The sequence below is a fragment of the Methylobacterium sp. UNC300MFChir4.1 genome (assembly GCF_900110155.1).
In the GTDB taxonomy this organism is placed as follows: Bacteria; Pseudomonadota; Alphaproteobacteria; order Rhizobiales; family Beijerinckiaceae; genus Methylobacterium.
Genome location: NZ_FOCS01000007.1, coordinates 22,568 through 36,198, shown reverse-complemented (window position 1 = coordinate 36,198; position 13,631 = coordinate 22,568). Strand labels below are relative to the sequence as shown.

Below are 13,631 nucleotides of genomic sequence, written 5' to 3'. Positions count from 1 at the left end.
CATCCCGCGTGAGGCCCGCGCCGCGCGGGAACCGATGGCGCGCGCGGGCGTCGAGCCCCGCGTGCGACGGCACGGCCCGGATCGGGGCCGCGCCGTCCGTCGGTCGGGGGATCGGGCAGGATGAACAGCATCGAGACGGGCGCCCGCGGCGCCGGCGGCCGGACACCCTCGGCCAAGGCCCTGCGCGGCCTCGACGCGCTCAACTTCTTCCTCGCCGACGTGCGCGACGGCCTCGGCCCCTACCTCGCCATCTACCTGATCGCCGTGCGCGGCCCCGACCAGGGCTGGAACGAGGCCACGACCGGTCTCGTGATGACCATCGCGGGCATCCTCGGCCTCGTGGCGCAGACGCCCGCCGGCGCGCTGATCGACGCCACCAACCACAAGCGCGCGGTGGTGATCGGCGGCGCCATCGCGGTGACGGCCAGTTGCCTCGTCCTGCCGTTCATCACGAACTTCTACCTCGTCACCGCCACCCAATCGATCGCTCACGTCGCCGGGACGATCTTCCCGCCGGCGCTGGCCGCGATCACGCTCGGCCTCGTCGGGCCGAAGATGTTCGCCAAGCGGATCGGCCGGAACGAGGGCTTCAACCACGCCGGCAACGCGGTCTCGGCCGCCCTGGCGGGCGGGCTCGCCTACTTCTTCGGGCCGGTGGTCGTGTTCTGGCTGATGGGCATCCTGGCGGCGCTGTCGATCGGCGCCATGCTGATGGTGCCGGCCGACGCCATCGACAACGACCTCGCCCGCGGCATGACCGAGGCGGAGGAGCAGGCTCAGGAGAAGCCCTCCGGCCTCGCCACCCTGCTGCAGACCCGGGCGCTGCTGATCTTCGCGGTGCTCTGCGCGATCTTCCACCTCGCCAACGCGGCGATGCTGACCTCGGTGGGCCAGCTCCTGACGCACATCTCGGGCAAGGACCACGCGACCTCGCTGATCGCGGTCTGCATCGTGGCGGCGCAGTGCGTGATGGTGCCGGTGGCGATCTTCGTGGGCGCGAAGGCCGACGTGATCGGCCGCAAGCCGATCTTCCTCACCGCCTTCGGCATCCTGGCGCTGCGCGGCGTCCTGTACACGCTGTCGGACAACCCGTTCTGGCTGGTGGGCGTCCAGCTCCTCGACGGCATCGGGGCCGGCGTCTACGGCGCGCTGTTCCCGATCGTGGTCGCCGACCTGACCCGCGGCGGCGGCCGGTTCAACGCGGCCCAGGGCGCCGTTGCGACGGCCCAGGGCATCGGCGCCTCCCTGAGCGCGACGCTGGCGGGCGTGATCATCGTGTCGGCGGGTTACTCCACCGCCTTCCTGGCGCTGGCGGCCATCGCGGCGCTCGGCTTCGTCCTCTACTTCGCGCTGATGCCCGAGACCCGCGAGGCGGTGCGCGCGGGCAGCGAGCCCGAGAGCGGCGCCGGCATGCCGCCGGCCGTGCCGGCGAGCGCCTGAGCGCCGCGATCGGATCCGGAGGCCGGGCTCAGGACGCCGCGGCCAGCTCCGGCGCGGCCTGGCTCGCCACGGATTCGCCCGGCCCGAGTTGGCCCGGCAGGGTCGCCTCCGGCGGGGCCTTCCGCGAGACGTAGTAGATGTCGACGGCGCGCCAGAACGCGCCCTGCTCCTCCGTCGAGCGGCGCGCGAGGGAGGTCTCGAGGATCGACATCGCGGCCCGCGCGGGCTCGCTCCGCTCGAGTTCCTCGAGCAGGCCGGCGAGATGCAGCATGGGATCTATCTCCGAGCGGACAGCAACCCCCATCAACGCCCGAGCTTGCGTAACGATCCGTCGCGCCCTGCACGTCGGCGCCCTGCATGATCCTTGCCTCGGGCCGGGGCGCGGCTACCATCCCCGCGTCGAGTCCGACTCGCTCTCCCGTCAACCATCGAGGATCTCCGATGTTCTCCTGCCGAAGCGGCGCGGCTCTTCCCCTGCGCGGAGCGGTCTTCGCCCTGGCCCTGGCCAGCGGATTCGGGGCGGCGCCCCTCGTCGCGCGCGAGATGCCCGAGGCCGGCACGGCCGCCGCGGCGAAGAAGCCGAACGTCGTGATCCTCGCCACCGGCGGGACGATCGCGGGCGCCGGCGCCGACGCCGCCAACAGCGCCACCTACACGGCCGCCAAGGTGCCGGTCGACAAGCTGATCGCCGCCGTGCCGCAGGTGAACACCATCGCCAATGTCCGCGGCGAGCAGGTCTTCCAGATCGCCTCCGAGAGCTTCACCGACGCCCAGCTGGTCCAGCTCGGCAAGCGCGTGTCCCAGCTCCTGAAGCAGGACGACGTCGACGGCGTCGTGGTCACGCACGGGACCGACACGCTGGAGGAGACCGCGTTCTTCCTCGACCTCGTGGTGAAGAGCGACAAGCCGATCGTGGTGGTCGGCTCGATGCGGCCGGGCACGGCGATCTCGGCCGACGGCGCCCTCAACCTGCTCGACGCCGTCACGGTCGCCGCCAGCAAGGAGGCGATCGGCCAGGGCGTCACCGTGACGATGAACGACTACATCCAGTGCGGCCGCGACGTGAACAAGCGGACCAACATCGTGCCCAGCGCCTTCTACAGCCAGTGGGGACCGCTCGGCATGGTGGTCGAGGGCAAGACCTACTTCTTCCGCTCGCTGACGAAGCGGCACAACATGAGCTCCGAGTTCGACATCGACCAGATCGACAGCCTGCCGCTGGTCGGCATCGTCTACGGCTCGGGCAACATGATCCCGGGCGTCTACGACGCCGAGCTCCAGGCCGGCGCCAAGGCGATCGTCAACGCCGGCACCGGCAACGGCTCGGTCCCCGGCTACCTCGTCGACAAGCTCAAGGACATCCGCTCCAAGGGCGCCATCGTGATCCGCTCGTCGCGGGTGCCGGACGGCTTCGTCCTGCGCAACGCCGAGCAGCCCGACGACAAGTACGACTGGGTGGTCGCCCACGACCTCAATCCCGCCAAGGCCAAGATCCTCGCCGCCGTGGCGCTCACCAAGACCAGCGACACCAAGGAGCTGCAGCGCATCTTCTGGGAGTACTGAGTCCGGGAGCGCGCCGGGTCTCCGAGGTTCGCCCCCGTCCTGCAGCATGCCTCGAACGAGCGCTTCGAGGCGTGGCGACGTCGGGCGTCCGGGCAAAGGCGGGCGGTCACCGTCTTTGCGGGCGCGGCGAAGCACTCCAGGGTCGCGCTGCCCTGGGTCACTTCGCTCCGCTCGTGATGACGATGCGGGCGGCATCGGTCGAACGCGACAGCGACCGCGGCCTCGGACTTGGGGTTTCCTGAGCCGGCGGGCAGACCTCATGTCAGCGCCGGCGCCCGCCCCGGGTTACATCCCGCGGCGCACCCCTTAGATACCGGCCACCGACGCGGGCGCGCGGCCGATCCCGACTCGCGGCACCGGCCGCGCGCCCGTCGGCACCGAGCCTGGAGGAACGAGCATGACCGAGCTTCATCCCGAGGTCGCGGCGGTCACCGAGCGCGTCGTGGCGCGCTCCCGCGAGACCCGGCGCGCCTATCTCGACCTGATCGCCCGCGAGCGCGAGGCGGGGGTCCGGCGCGGGAAGCTCGCCTGCGGCAACCTCGCCCACGGCTTCGCGGCCTCCGGCGAGGACAAGGCGGCGATCCGCGACGAGCGGACGGTGATGAACATCGGCATCGTCACCGCCTACAACGACATGCTCTCGGCCCATCAGCCGTACGGGCGCTACCCGGAGCAGATCAAGCTGTTCGCCCGGGAGCGCGGCGCCACCGCGCAGGTCGCGGGCGGCACGCCGGCTATGTGCGACGGCGTCACGCAGGGGCAGAGCGGCATGGAGCTGTCGCTGTTCTCCCGGGACACGATCGCGCTCTCGACCGCGGTCGCGCTGAGCCACGGCATGTTCGACGGCGCGGCGCTGCTCGGCATCTGCGACAAGATCGTGCCGGGCCTGCTGATCGGGGCGCTCCGCTTCGGCCACCTGCCGACGATCCTGATCCCGGCCGGGCCTATGCCGTCGGGTCTCGCCAACAAGGAGAAGCAGCGGATCCGCCAGCTCTACGCAGAGGGCAAGGTCGGCCGGGCGGAGCTGCTCGAATCCGAGTCCGCCTCCTACCACGCGGCCGGGACCTGCACGTTCTACGGCACGGCCAACTCCAACCAGATGATGATGGACATGATGGGCCTGCACATGCCGGGCGCGTCCTTCATCAATCCCGGCACCAAGCTGCGCCAGGCCGTGACCCGAGCGGCGATCCACCGGCTCACCGAGATCGGCGGCGCCGGCAACGACTACCGGCCGCTGGGCCTCTGCGTCGACGAGAAGGCGATCGTCAACGCCGCGGTCGGCCTGCTCGCAACGGGCGGATCCACCAACCACGCGATCCACCTGCCGGCCATCGCGCGCGCGGCCGGCATCGTCATCGACTGGGAGGATATCGACCGCCTGTCCAGCGCCGTGCCGCTGATCGCCCGCGTCTACCCGAACGGCGCCGGCGACGTGAACCACTTCCACGCCGCGGGCGGCATGAGCTTCGTGATGGCGGCCCTGCTCGACGCGGGCCTCCTGCACGACGACATCCTGACCGTGTCGGGCCAGACGCTGCGCGACCACGCCCGCGACCCGAAGCTCGACGGCGAGGAGCTGGTCTTCGAGGACGCCGTGCCGGAGAGCCTCGACGACACGATGCTGCGCCGGCCCGGCAACCCGTTCCAGCCCGACGGCGGCATGCGGCTCGTGAAGGGCAATCTCGGCCGGGCGACGTTCAAGACCAGCGCCGTCGAGGAGCATCGCCGCACCATCGAGGCCCCGGCCCGGGTCTTCTCCGACCAGGACGAGGTGCTGAAGGCGTTCAAGGCCGGTGAGCTGGAGCGCGACGTCGTGGTCGTGGTCCGGTTCCAGGGCCCGAGGGCCAACGGCATGCCGGAGCTCCACAAGCTCACGCCGCCGCTGGGCGTGCTGCAGGACCGCGGCCACAAGGTCGCCCTGGTGACGGACGGGCGGATGTCGGGCGCGTCCGGCAAGGTGCCGGCCGCCATCCACCTGAGTCCCGAGGCGCTCGGCGGCGGCCCGATCGGGCGGATCCGCGACGGCGACGTCGTCCGCCTCAGCGCGGCCGACGGGCTGCTGGAGGTGCTGGTCGACGAGGCGGAACTCGCGGGCCGCTCCGAGGCCGAGGCGCCGGAGCCGGCGCAGGGCACCGGGCGGGAGCTGTTCGCGTTCATGCGCCAGGGGGCCGACACGGCGGAGCGGGGCGCCTCGGCGATGCTCGCCGCCGCCGGCCTCTGAAACCGAGAGGGAGTTGCCGACCATGAACGATCTGACCAGCATCGACGCGCTGATGCGCTCCGTGCCCGTCATTCCGGTCCTGGTGATCGACGACGCGGCGCAGGCGCGGCCCATCGCCGAGGCCCTGGTGAAGGGCGGCCTGACCGCCCTGGAGGTCACCCTGCGGACCCCGGCCGCCCTCGACGTCATCCGGGAGATGACCCGGGTCGAGGGCGCGGTGGTGGGCGCCGGGACGGTGCTCAACCCGCGCGATCTCGAGAAGGCCCTGGCGGCGGGGGCCGAGTTCATCGTCTCGCCGGGCCTCACCGAGCCGCTGACCGACGCCGCCAAGGCCAACGGCGTGCCCTACCTGCCCGGCGTCGCGACGGCGGCCGACATCATGCGCGGCCTCGACCACGGGCTCGACCGGTTCAAGTTCTTCCCGGCGGAGGCCGCGGGCGGGATCAAGGCGCTGAAGGCGCACGCGGCGGTGTTCGGCGCGGTGCGGTTCTGCCCGACGGGCGGGATCACCGAGCTGAGCGCCCCGGACTGGCTGTCGATCCCGTCCGTGCTCTGCGTCGGCGGCAGCTGGGTGGTGAAGCCCGGCACGCCGGATCCGGCGGCGATCGAGCGGGCGGCCCGGGCCGCCGCGGAGTTGCGCAAGGCGTAAGCCCCGCAACCGACGTCCTTGCGAGCGGAGCGAAGCAATCCAGGGTCGCGCCACATCTCCAGGATGTCGCGCTGCCCTGGGTCACTTCGCTGCGCTCGTGATGACGGAGAGGGCGCTGTCCCGCCCCGCAGAGCGGTGGGAGCTGTTGCAGCCCCTCACTCCGCCGGCAGCGGCTGCCTCTGCACCCGCGGGACGAAGACACCGCTCTCCGGCTCGAGCGCGATGCGCCGGTCGTGGAAGGCGTCCAGCGTCGAGCGATGGCCGATCGACACGATCGTCGTGGCGGGGAGCTGCTCGCGCAGCATCCGGTAGAGGGCGGCCTCGGAGGGCTCGTCGAGGGAGGCCGTCGCCTCGTCGAGGAACAGCCATTCGGGCTTGGCCAGCAGCGCGCGGGCGATGGCCAGCCGCTGCTGCTCGCCGCCCGACAGGCGCCGCTCCCAGGTGTCGCTCTCGTCGAGATGGTCGACGAGGTGGGGGAGCTGGGCGGCCGTCAGGGCGTCCCGGATCGCCGCGTCCGAGAACTGGTCGGTGGTGTTCGGGTAGACCACGGCGCCGCGCAGGGTCCCCTGCGGGATGTAGGGCCGCTGCGGCAGCAGCAGGGCCGACTGCCCGGCAGGCACGTCGACCCGGCCCTTGCCGAACGGCCAGATCCCCGCGATTGCCCGGAACAGGGTCGACTTGCCGGAGCCGGAGGGACCCGTGACCAGGGTCGCGCCGCCGCGCGGCAGGGTCAGCGCGTCGGCGGTGACGATCGGCTTCCCGTTCGGCAGGGCGAGGACGAGGCCGCGCGCGGTGACGTCGCCGGTGGTCTCGTTCCCCTGGACGAGGCCGTAGCCCGCCGCCTCCAGCGCCTCGGCCTTCGTCATGGCCCTTCGGAACGAGCCGAGACGGATGGTATTGGCCTTGTAGGCGGCCAGCGTCGTGTACGAGTCCACGAAGAACGACAGCGAGCTCTGCACCTGGCTGAAGGCCTGGGAGGTCTGCTGGAGCGCGCCCAGCGTGATCTTCTTGGCGAAGAAGGACGGGGCCGCCAGCACCATCGGGAAGATCACGCTCGCCTGCCGGTAGCTGAACGTGAAGGCGATCAGCTTGATGCGGCGGAAGATGATCCCGACGTAGTTGTCGATCACGCTGTGGAACAGGCTCGAGAGCCGCGAGGCCTCCGCCCGCTCGCCGCGCAGCAGGGCGATCTGCTCGGAGTAGATACGGTTCCGGGCCAGCGCGAAGCGGAAATTCGCCTCGACCTGCTCCTGCCGGAAGTCCAGGCCGATGAGCGGCCGGCCGATCAGGTGGGTGAGCCACGTGCCGACCACCGCGTAGGCGATCACCAGCCAGACCAGGAAGCCCGGGATCACCGTGTCGGTGAACGGCACGACGAAGTCGCGCGACAGGGTCCAGAGGATCACGATGAACGAGACGAGCTGCGCGGCCTGGCTGAGGAGCCGGATCGACAGCGTCGTGGTCTGCACGATGAAGCTGTTGACGTCGGCCTGGATGCGCTGGTCCGGGTTGTCCGCTTCCTCGTCGGTGAACGGGATCCGGTAATGCGTGCCGTTGCCGAGCCAGCGCTCGTACAGGCTGTGGGTCAGCCACGTGCGCCAGCGGATGAGCAGCGAGGAATCGACGAACAGGTCGAACATGCCGATGGCGATGTTCAGCGTGGCCAGCGGCACGAACACCCAGAGCAGCTGGTACCAGAACGCGTTCGCGTCGTACTCCTGGAGCGAGTTGTAGATGTCGCGGTAGAAGAAGTTGAACCGCAGCGTCAGCGCCACGTCGGCGAAGTTCACGAAGATCGACAGCGCCACGAGGTTGCGGCCGATCCGGCCCTCGGTGGTGCCGAACCAGCGGAACAGGCCGATCTCCTTGGTCGGCTTGTCGCGATTGGCGAAGTACGGGTCGGCGATGTTGGTGATCGCGCGGATCGGCTCGAGATGCGAGATGCCGAGCACGATGGCGGCGAAGACCACCGCGCCGGTCGCGGCGAAGGCCGGCGGGAGCAGCGCGGCGATCACCGGCGGCAGCAGCCCCATGGCGGCGATCGTCTTCGATCCGGCGAGCAGCAGGTAGCCGACGCCGTAGACCGAGACGAAGACCTTCAGGTAGGCCGAGATGCCGTTCGCGGCGATCAGGATGCCCGCCATGGCGAAGCCGGCGAGGGAGACGTAGAGCGGCGGGCTCGGGATTCCGGGAAACGCCAGCAGGATCAGCGCGGCCAGGGCCGTGAGCACGGCCTGGATGCCCAGTCCGGTCCTGAGTGCTGCCACCGTCGATCCCCCATCCGTGCGCGCCCGCCCGGGGCGCCGCCGGCGGCCTTGGCCCCGGCAGATGGCCAGATAGTGGCACTCGGCCCGCGCTGTCGCGTGAAACTTTGGTCACGTTCCGGCGGTGCGGCGATTTACGCGGGCACCGCGGCTACCAGTTCCACTCCTCGAAGCCGGGCTCGCGGCAATGGTAGCCGATCGGGCATTGCGGGTTGTCGCGCGTCGGGGCGAAGCGCAGCTCGGCGATCTCCGCGCCGCTGCACTGGCCGGGATTGCTGACGAACCGCTCCGGCGCCGCTCCGGCGGCGATGATCACGTCGCCCTCGTTCTTCACCAGGGCCATCGCCTCGGAGCAGGTCATGCGGGCCGTCATCGAGCCGCGCGGCGGCCGCGACTGCGCACGGGCCTCGACCCCGGCCGCGACGGCGGCGAGGTGGGCGAACAGCAGAGCGAGGGCCAACGGCCTCATCGGGCACGGGTTCCGGTACGCACCCGGGAAGAAAGCCCGCGGGTCTGGCGCCATCCTGCACAAGCGGGCCGCCCGAGACTGTCACCGGAATGCGCCACCGGGCCGCTTTCGCCGTCGGACCGCCGCAATCGGCGGATTAGGAGATTCCGGGATCGCCGGAAGCAGCTGTAGATTTGTGGTCGTGGACGCCTGCGCGGGCGACCCCGGCACGACGGCTGGACCGGCCCCCCGGCACGCGTCTCCGGCGCCCCGCGTGCCGGCCGACCGGCGCCGGAGCCAAGGGACCCAGCGATGTCCGCTCTCTCGATCCTCGACATCTCCGCCGTGCGCGCCGCGCCCGTCTCCCGCGAGCCCTACGCCTACACGCTCGGCAGCAACGTCCTGAATCCCGACGCGATCGACGACATCCGGCGCGACTTCCCGGACATCGCCAAGCCCGGCTACCTCACGGTCGACGAGGTCACCCTGAAGGGCCGGTTCAAGGCGCTGATCGACGAGCTGGAGAGCGACGCCTTCTCGAAGATCCTCGGCGAGAAGTTCGGCATCGACCTCGTCTCCTGCCCGCGCCTGACGACCATCATGCGCCGCAGCCAGCTGAAATACGGCTCGATCCACACCGACGGCCCGTCGAAGGTGCTCACCCTGCTCGTCTACATGAACGACGCCTGGGACGCCCCGGCGGCCGGCCGCCTGCGGGTGCTCTACGACGGCCGCAACTACGAGCCCTTCGCGGTGGAGGTCCCGCCGACCATGGGCACGATGTTCGCGTTCCTGCGGGCGGACAATTCCTGGCACGGCCACGAGCCCTTCGAGGGCGAGCGGCGCGTGGTCCAGGTGGCGTGGCTCAGGGACGCGTCGGAGCTGGAGCGCAAGCGCAAGCGCAACCGCACGGCGCAGTTCCTGAAGGGCATCTTCGGCCGCTGAGCGGACGAGAGGGGGGCGGACCATGGGGGCGGTCGTTCTGGCGGATCCGGGCGACGGGGCGCGTTCCGGCTCCTGGCGTCGCTTCGCCTTGCCGACCCTCCTCATCCTCGGCTGGGTGGGCCTGTTCGCCTACAGCGCCGCCTACCTCACCGAGGACCTGCCGTTCCGCCCGTCCCCGCCGGAAGCGAGCCCGTCCGCGGCGGGGTCCGCCGCGCCGCGCCCCGCGCGCCGCGTCGTGATGCTCGACGAGCCCGACCCGCTCACCGCCCCGGCCGAGCCGCCCGGCCAGACCGCCATGGCGGCCTCGCCGGCGCCGGCGGCCCCGCAGAGTGCCGCCGCGCCGCCCGCGACCACGGCGAATGCCCGCCCGGCCCCGGGCACCGCTCCGGCCGCCGCCGTGCCCGCCGCCGAGTATGTCGGTGTCTGGGGCCCGACGCCCGAGGCCTGCGGAGCGCGCTCGCGCCGCCGCGGCTACATCCCGGCCACGATCACGCAGGACCGCGCCCGCGCGGGCCGCACGCTGTGCCTGTTCCACGACGTGCGGCGGAGCGGCGGCGCCTGGGTCACGGCCGCCGAGTGCAGCGATCGCGGCCGCCACTGGTCGTCGCAGGTCCGCCTGCAGGTGGACGGCGAGCACCTGACCTGGTCGAGCAGCCGCGGGACCTCGACCTATATCCGCTGCGGCCGCCGCGCCGGCTGAGCGGCGCCGTCACGCCGCCGGATCCGCTCCCTGCCCCCCGGCCGCGCGCAGGACGATCCGCGCCGCGGCCCGGCTCGGCGTGTCCGCCGCGGCGAGCCGCATCCGCCCGTCGATGCGGCCGAGGGCGGCGAGCTGGACGTCGCGGTCGTGACCGCCGGCCAGGAGCGGCCGCAGGGCGCCCGCGAGGCGCTCCGGGGTGCAGTCGGCCTGGACGAATTCCGGCATCGCGTTCTCGGCGAGGATCAGGTTCGGCAGCACGATGCTCGGGACCTGGATCAGCCGGCGGGCGATGAACTCCTCCGCCCGCGAGACCTTGTAGGCCACGACCATCGGGACGCCCGCGAGCGCCAGCTCCAGCGTGACCGTGCCGGAGGCGGCGAGCGCCGCCCGGGCCTCCCGGAAGGCCGCGTATTTCGGCGCCTCGCCGGTGACGATGCGGACCGGCACCGGCCACCCGGCCGACAGCCGCTCGATCAGGGCCCTGTGCCGGGTCACGGCGGGCAGGACCGCCTCGACCGCCAGGCCCTCGGCGACGCGGGCCAGCGCCGCGCCGAAGACCGGCATCAGCCGCTCGATCTCGGACCGCCGGGAGCCCGGCAGGACCGCGAGGCTGTAGGGCACGGCCTCGCGCCGCCCCCGCTCGGCCGCACCGGGCCGCAGTTCCGGGAGGCGCTCGATCAGCGGGTGCCCGACATAGGTGCAGGGCGGGCCGCCGAGCCGCAGATGCGCGTCGGGCTCGAACGGGAGCAGGGCCAGCACGTGGTCGATGAACGGCCGCATGCCCTTCGCCCGCCACGGCCGCCACGCCCAGACGCTCGGGGACACGTAGTCGATGATCGGGATGCCGGGGGCCGCCCTGCGCACGCGTCGCGCCACCGCGTGGGTGAAGCCCGGGCTGTCGATGATCACCAGCACGTCGGGCCGCGCGCGGATCGTCGCCTCGACGGTCTCGCGGATGCGGCGGAGCAGGGTCCGGGCCCGGGCGAGGACCGGCAGGTAGCCCATCACCGCCACGTCATCGAGGGGGAACAGGGACGCGAACCCCGCCTCCGCCATGGCCTCGCCGCCGACGCCGCCGAAGACGGTGTCGGGCGCGGCCTCGCGCAGGGCGCGCATCAGCTTGGCGCCGAGCTGGTCGCCGGAATCCTCGCCGGCCACGAGCCAGATCGTGCGGGGCCGGCCGGTCACGGCGCGAGCCCGTACCCGACCACGAACAGGCCGAGGCGGTCGGCCTCCGCGGCCGTCGCCGCCCGGTCGATGACCAGGGTCCCGCCGGCCTCCAGGGCGAGCCCGGCGCAGCCCGCCCGGGCCGCGTTGCGCACGGTGCGGGCGCCGACGGCCGGGAGATCGATGCGGCGGTCCTGGCCGACCTTCGGGGCCTTCACCAGCACGGTCGCGGGCATCGCCCGGCCGAACCCGAAGGGGCGCCGCCCCAGGGCCCGGGCCCGGGCCAGCATGCGGTCCGTGCCCTCCGGCCCCTCCACGGCGAGGATCCGGTCGCCGGCCAGGACGACCGCCTGCCCCAGGTCGTAGGGCGAGAGGGCGTCGAGGACGCCGCGCCCGGTGCGGATCGAGGCGGCCGCCTCCGCGTCCGGGGCCCGGCGCCCGAGGGGGCCGTCCGGGCAGAGCAGGTCCGGCGCGGCCTCGTGGACGCCGACGACCCGGTGGCCCGCCTCCTCGACCAGCGTGACCGCCGCCCGCAGCAGGCGGTCGTCCCCGCCGCCGGCGATCGCCCGCAGGGCCTCGCGGTTGCGCAGGGCGGCGCCCGCGTTGAGGATCGCGGCCGGGCTCGGGCGGGAGACGCCGCCCGCCGGCACCACGGTCGCCGGCCCCCAGAGCCGCAGCAGCTTCAGGGTGGCCGCGAGATCGAGGAGGTCGACCGTGGCGTCGGCGCCCGCGCGCAGGGCCGGTCCGGTGAAGCCGCGCAGCGCGATCACCCGGAAGGGCCGGCGCGCCCGGCGGAGCGACTCGGCGACGAGCTCCGGCAGGCGCCCCGCCCCCGCGATCAGGACCAGGGCCCCCTCTGGGGCGGGGGCGGCGGGATCGGCCTCGGTCACGGCCCGGCCGCTCAGGCGGCGCTGATCGGGGTCGGAACCTCGCGCGGCGTGCAGATCGAGCGCTTGCCGCCGAGGCGGATGAAGTCGAGGATCTCGGCGACCGCCGCGTGGGACTCGAAGGTCGCGGCCACGTCCTCCACCCGCTCCATCAGCGTGCCCTCGGGGGCGAAGAGCAGGCGGTAGGCGCGCCGCAGCGCGTGGATGTCCTCGCGGGCGAAGCCGCGGCGCTGCAGCCCGATGATGTTGAGCCCCGACAGGTAGGCCCGGTTGCCGAGCACCATGCCGTAGGGGATGCAGTCGTTCTCCAGGCCCGACAGGCCGCCCACGAAGGCGTGCGCGCCGACCCGCGCGAACTGGATCACGGCGGCGCCGCCGCCCAGGATCGCGTAGTCGCCGACGCTGCAATGGCCCGCCAGCATGACGTTGTTGGAGAAGATCACGTGGGCGCCGACCCGGCAATCGTGGCCGACATGCGAGTTGGCCAGGAAGGTGCAGTGGTCGCCGACCACGGTCTCCAGGCCGCCGCCGCTGGTGCCCGGGTTCATGGTGACGCCCTCGCGGATCAGGCAGTCGGCGCCGATCGTCAGGGTCGAGGCCTCGCCCCGGTATTTCAGGTCCTGCGGCTGGTGGCCGATGGACGCGAAGGGGAAGATCCGGGTGCGGGGGCCGATCGCGGTGCGGCCCGCCAGGACCACGTGGCTGATGAGTTCGCAGTCCGCGCCGAGCACGACCTCGGGCCCGACATGGCAGAAGGGGCCGATCCGCGCCCCGTCGCCGATGCGGGCGCCGGACTCGATCACCGCGCTCGGGTGGATGACGGGGGCGGTCACTCCGTCACCAGCATGGCGCTGATCTCGGCCTCCGCGACCAGCGTGCCGTCGACCCGGGCCTCGCCGCGGAACCACCACATGGTCCGGCGCTGGTTCAGCTTCGTCATGTGGAAGCGCACCTGGTCGCCGGGGGTGACGGGCTTGCGGAACTTGCACTTGTCGATGGTCATGAAGAACACCTGCTTGGTGTTCCGCCCGTCCGCCCGGATGTGGCGGCAGCAGATCGCCCCCGCCGTCTGCGCCATACCCTCGATCAGGAGCACGCCCGGGAAGACCGGCATGTCGGGGAAGTGGCCCATGAACTGCGGCTCGTTGGCCGTGACGTTCTTGATGCCGACGCAGGATTCGTCCCGGTCGATCTCGACGATGCGGTCGACCATCAGGAACGGGTAGCGGTGCGGCAGCAGCTCCAGCAGCGTCTGGATATCGGCTATGCCCAGCTCGCTGCCGGTCTCGCGCGCCGCCTCACTCATCGAAATCCGCACCTCGACTTGCCGCCATCGGCGGCCCG

The 13,631-nt window shown here is 72.4% G+C and carries 13 protein-coding genes; 6 read left to right on the top strand and 7 right to left on the bottom strand.

What is annotated here, in order from left to right:
- The first annotated feature begins 120 nt into the window (after window positions 1–120).
- Window positions 121–1,440 carry an MFS transporter gene (locus BMY19_RS11865; protein ID WP_100251833.1) on the top strand — a complete coding sequence of 440 codons (1,320 nt, stop codon included), beginning with the start codon at window positions 121–123 and terminating at the stop codon, window positions 1,438–1,440.
- Between the two features lie 28 nt (window positions 1,441–1,468).
- Here BMY19_RS11865 and BMY19_RS11860 read toward each other — a convergent pair whose 3' ends face one another.
- Window positions 1,469–1,711 carry a hypothetical protein gene (locus tag BMY19_RS11860; RefSeq protein WP_100251832.1) on the bottom strand — a complete coding sequence of 81 codons (243 nt, stop codon included), beginning with the start codon at window positions 1,709–1,711 and terminating at the stop codon, window positions 1,469–1,471.
- A gap of 170 nt (window positions 1,712–1,881) precedes the next feature.
- Here BMY19_RS11860 and BMY19_RS11855 point away from each other — a divergent pair, with 170 nt between their 5' ends.
- The 3 genes from BMY19_RS11855 to eda all read left to right on the top strand — a co-directional run bounded on the left by BMY19_RS11855 (window position 1,882) and on the right by eda (window position 5,876).
- Complete coding sequence (locus BMY19_RS11855) at window positions 1,882–3,003, top strand: asparaginase (protein WP_100251831.1); 1,122 nt, start codon at window positions 1,882–1,884, stop codon at window positions 3,001–3,003.
- Window positions 3,004–3,400: 397 nt separating this feature from the next.
- Window positions 3,401–5,227, top strand: a complete 1,827-nt coding sequence (edd, locus tag BMY19_RS11850; RefSeq protein WP_100251830.1) for a phosphogluconate dehydratase — start codon at window positions 3,401–3,403, stop codon at window positions 5,225–5,227.
- 22 nt (window positions 5,228–5,249) lie between these two features.
- Window positions 5,250–5,876: a bifunctional 4-hydroxy-2-oxoglutarate aldolase/2-dehydro-3-deoxy-phosphogluconate aldolase gene (gene eda / locus BMY19_RS11845; protein WP_170862955.1), complete on the top strand. Its 627-nt coding sequence runs from the start codon at window positions 5,250–5,252 to the stop codon at window positions 5,874–5,876.
- 155 nt (window positions 5,877–6,031) lie between these two features.
- Here the strand turns inward: eda and BMY19_RS11840 are convergent, their stop codons facing one another.
- Together BMY19_RS11840 and BMY19_RS11835 are read right to left on the bottom strand one after the other, a co-directional pair.
- Window positions 6,032–8,143, bottom strand: a complete 2,112-nt coding sequence (locus BMY19_RS11840) for an ABC transporter ATP-binding protein/permease (protein ID WP_100251829.1) — start codon at window positions 8,141–8,143, stop codon at window positions 6,032–6,034.
- A 148-nt stretch (window positions 8,144–8,291) separates the two neighbouring features.
- A complete protein-coding gene (locus BMY19_RS11835) occupies window positions 8,292–8,609 on the bottom strand; it encodes a hypothetical protein (protein ID WP_026604902.1) in 318 nt (105 codons plus the stop codon).
- A 291-nt stretch (window positions 8,610–8,900) separates the two neighbouring features.
- On the opposite strand from BMY19_RS11835, the gene BMY19_RS11830 reads away from it, so the two are divergent.
- Window positions 8,901–9,533 (top strand): 2OG-Fe(II) oxygenase, encoded by a 633-nt coding sequence (locus tag BMY19_RS11830; protein WP_056533055.1) that lies wholly within the window; start codon window positions 8,901–8,903, stop codon window positions 9,531–9,533.
- Between the two features lie 22 nt (window positions 9,534–9,555).
- The gene (locus tag BMY19_RS11825; RefSeq protein ID WP_100251828.1) at window positions 9,556–10,233 is read left to right on the top strand and encodes a peptidase inhibitor family I36 protein; all 678 of its coding nucleotides are present in this window, start codon (window positions 9,556–9,558) and stop codon (window positions 10,231–10,233) included.
- Window positions 10,234–10,242: 9 nt separating this feature from the next.
- On the opposite strand, the gene lpxB is transcribed toward BMY19_RS11825, so the two are convergent.
- From lpxB to fabZ, 4 genes are read right to left on the bottom strand one after another with little or no spacing between them, the layout of a single operon-like run.
- Window positions 10,243–11,421, bottom strand: a complete 1,179-nt coding sequence (gene lpxB / locus BMY19_RS11820) for a lipid-A-disaccharide synthase (RefSeq protein ID WP_100251827.1) — start codon at window positions 11,419–11,421, stop codon at window positions 10,243–10,245.
- Window positions 11,418–12,290, bottom strand: a complete 873-nt coding sequence (lpxI, locus tag BMY19_RS11815; protein WP_100251826.1) for an LpxI family protein — start codon at window positions 12,288–12,290, stop codon at window positions 11,418–11,420. The genes lpxB and lpxI overlap by 4 nt, the downstream gene beginning before the upstream one ends.
- Window positions 12,291–12,301: 11 nt before the next feature.
- Window positions 12,302–13,120, bottom strand: a complete 819-nt coding sequence (gene lpxA, locus BMY19_RS11810) for an acyl-ACP--UDP-N-acetylglucosamine O-acyltransferase (protein WP_056533043.1) — start codon at window positions 13,118–13,120, stop codon at window positions 12,302–12,304.
- Complete coding sequence (gene fabZ / locus BMY19_RS11805; RefSeq protein WP_020092987.1) at window positions 13,117–13,593, bottom strand: 3-hydroxyacyl-ACP dehydratase FabZ; 477 nt, start codon at window positions 13,591–13,593, stop codon at window positions 13,117–13,119. Before fabZ ends, lpxA begins: the two co-directional genes overlap by 4 nt.
- Window positions 13,594–13,631 lie beyond the last annotated feature (38 nt).

Coding starts and splice junctions, on each gene's coding strand:
- BMY19_RS11865 (WP_100251833.1), top strand. CDS start 121: ATGAACAGCATCGAGACGGGCGCCCGCGGCGCCGGCGGCCGGACACCC.
- BMY19_RS11860 (WP_100251832.1), bottom strand. CDS start 1,711: ATGCTGCATCTCGCCGGCCTGCTCGAGGAACTCGAGCGGAGCGAGCCC.
- BMY19_RS11855 (WP_100251831.1), top strand. CDS start 1,882: ATGTTCTCCTGCCGAAGCGGCGCGGCTCTTCCCCTGCGCGGAGCGGTC.
- edd (WP_100251830.1), top strand. CDS start 3,401: ATGACCGAGCTTCATCCCGAGGTCGCGGCGGTCACCGAGCGCGTCGTG.
- eda (WP_170862955.1), top strand. CDS start 5,250: ATGAACGATCTGACCAGCATCGACGCGCTGATGCGCTCCGTGCCCGTC.
- BMY19_RS11835 (WP_026604902.1), bottom strand. CDS start 8,609: ATGAGGCCGTTGGCCCTCGCTCTGCTGTTCGCCCACCTCGCCGCCGTC.
- BMY19_RS11830 (WP_056533055.1), top strand. CDS start 8,901: ATGTCCGCTCTCTCGATCCTCGACATCTCCGCCGTGCGCGCCGCGCCC.
- BMY19_RS11825 (WP_100251828.1), top strand. CDS start 9,556: ATGGGGGCGGTCGTTCTGGCGGATCCGGGCGACGGGGCGCGTTCCGGC.
- fabZ (WP_020092987.1), bottom strand. CDS start 13,593: ATGAGTGAGGCGGCGCGCGAGACCGGCAGCGAGCTGGGCATAGCCGAT.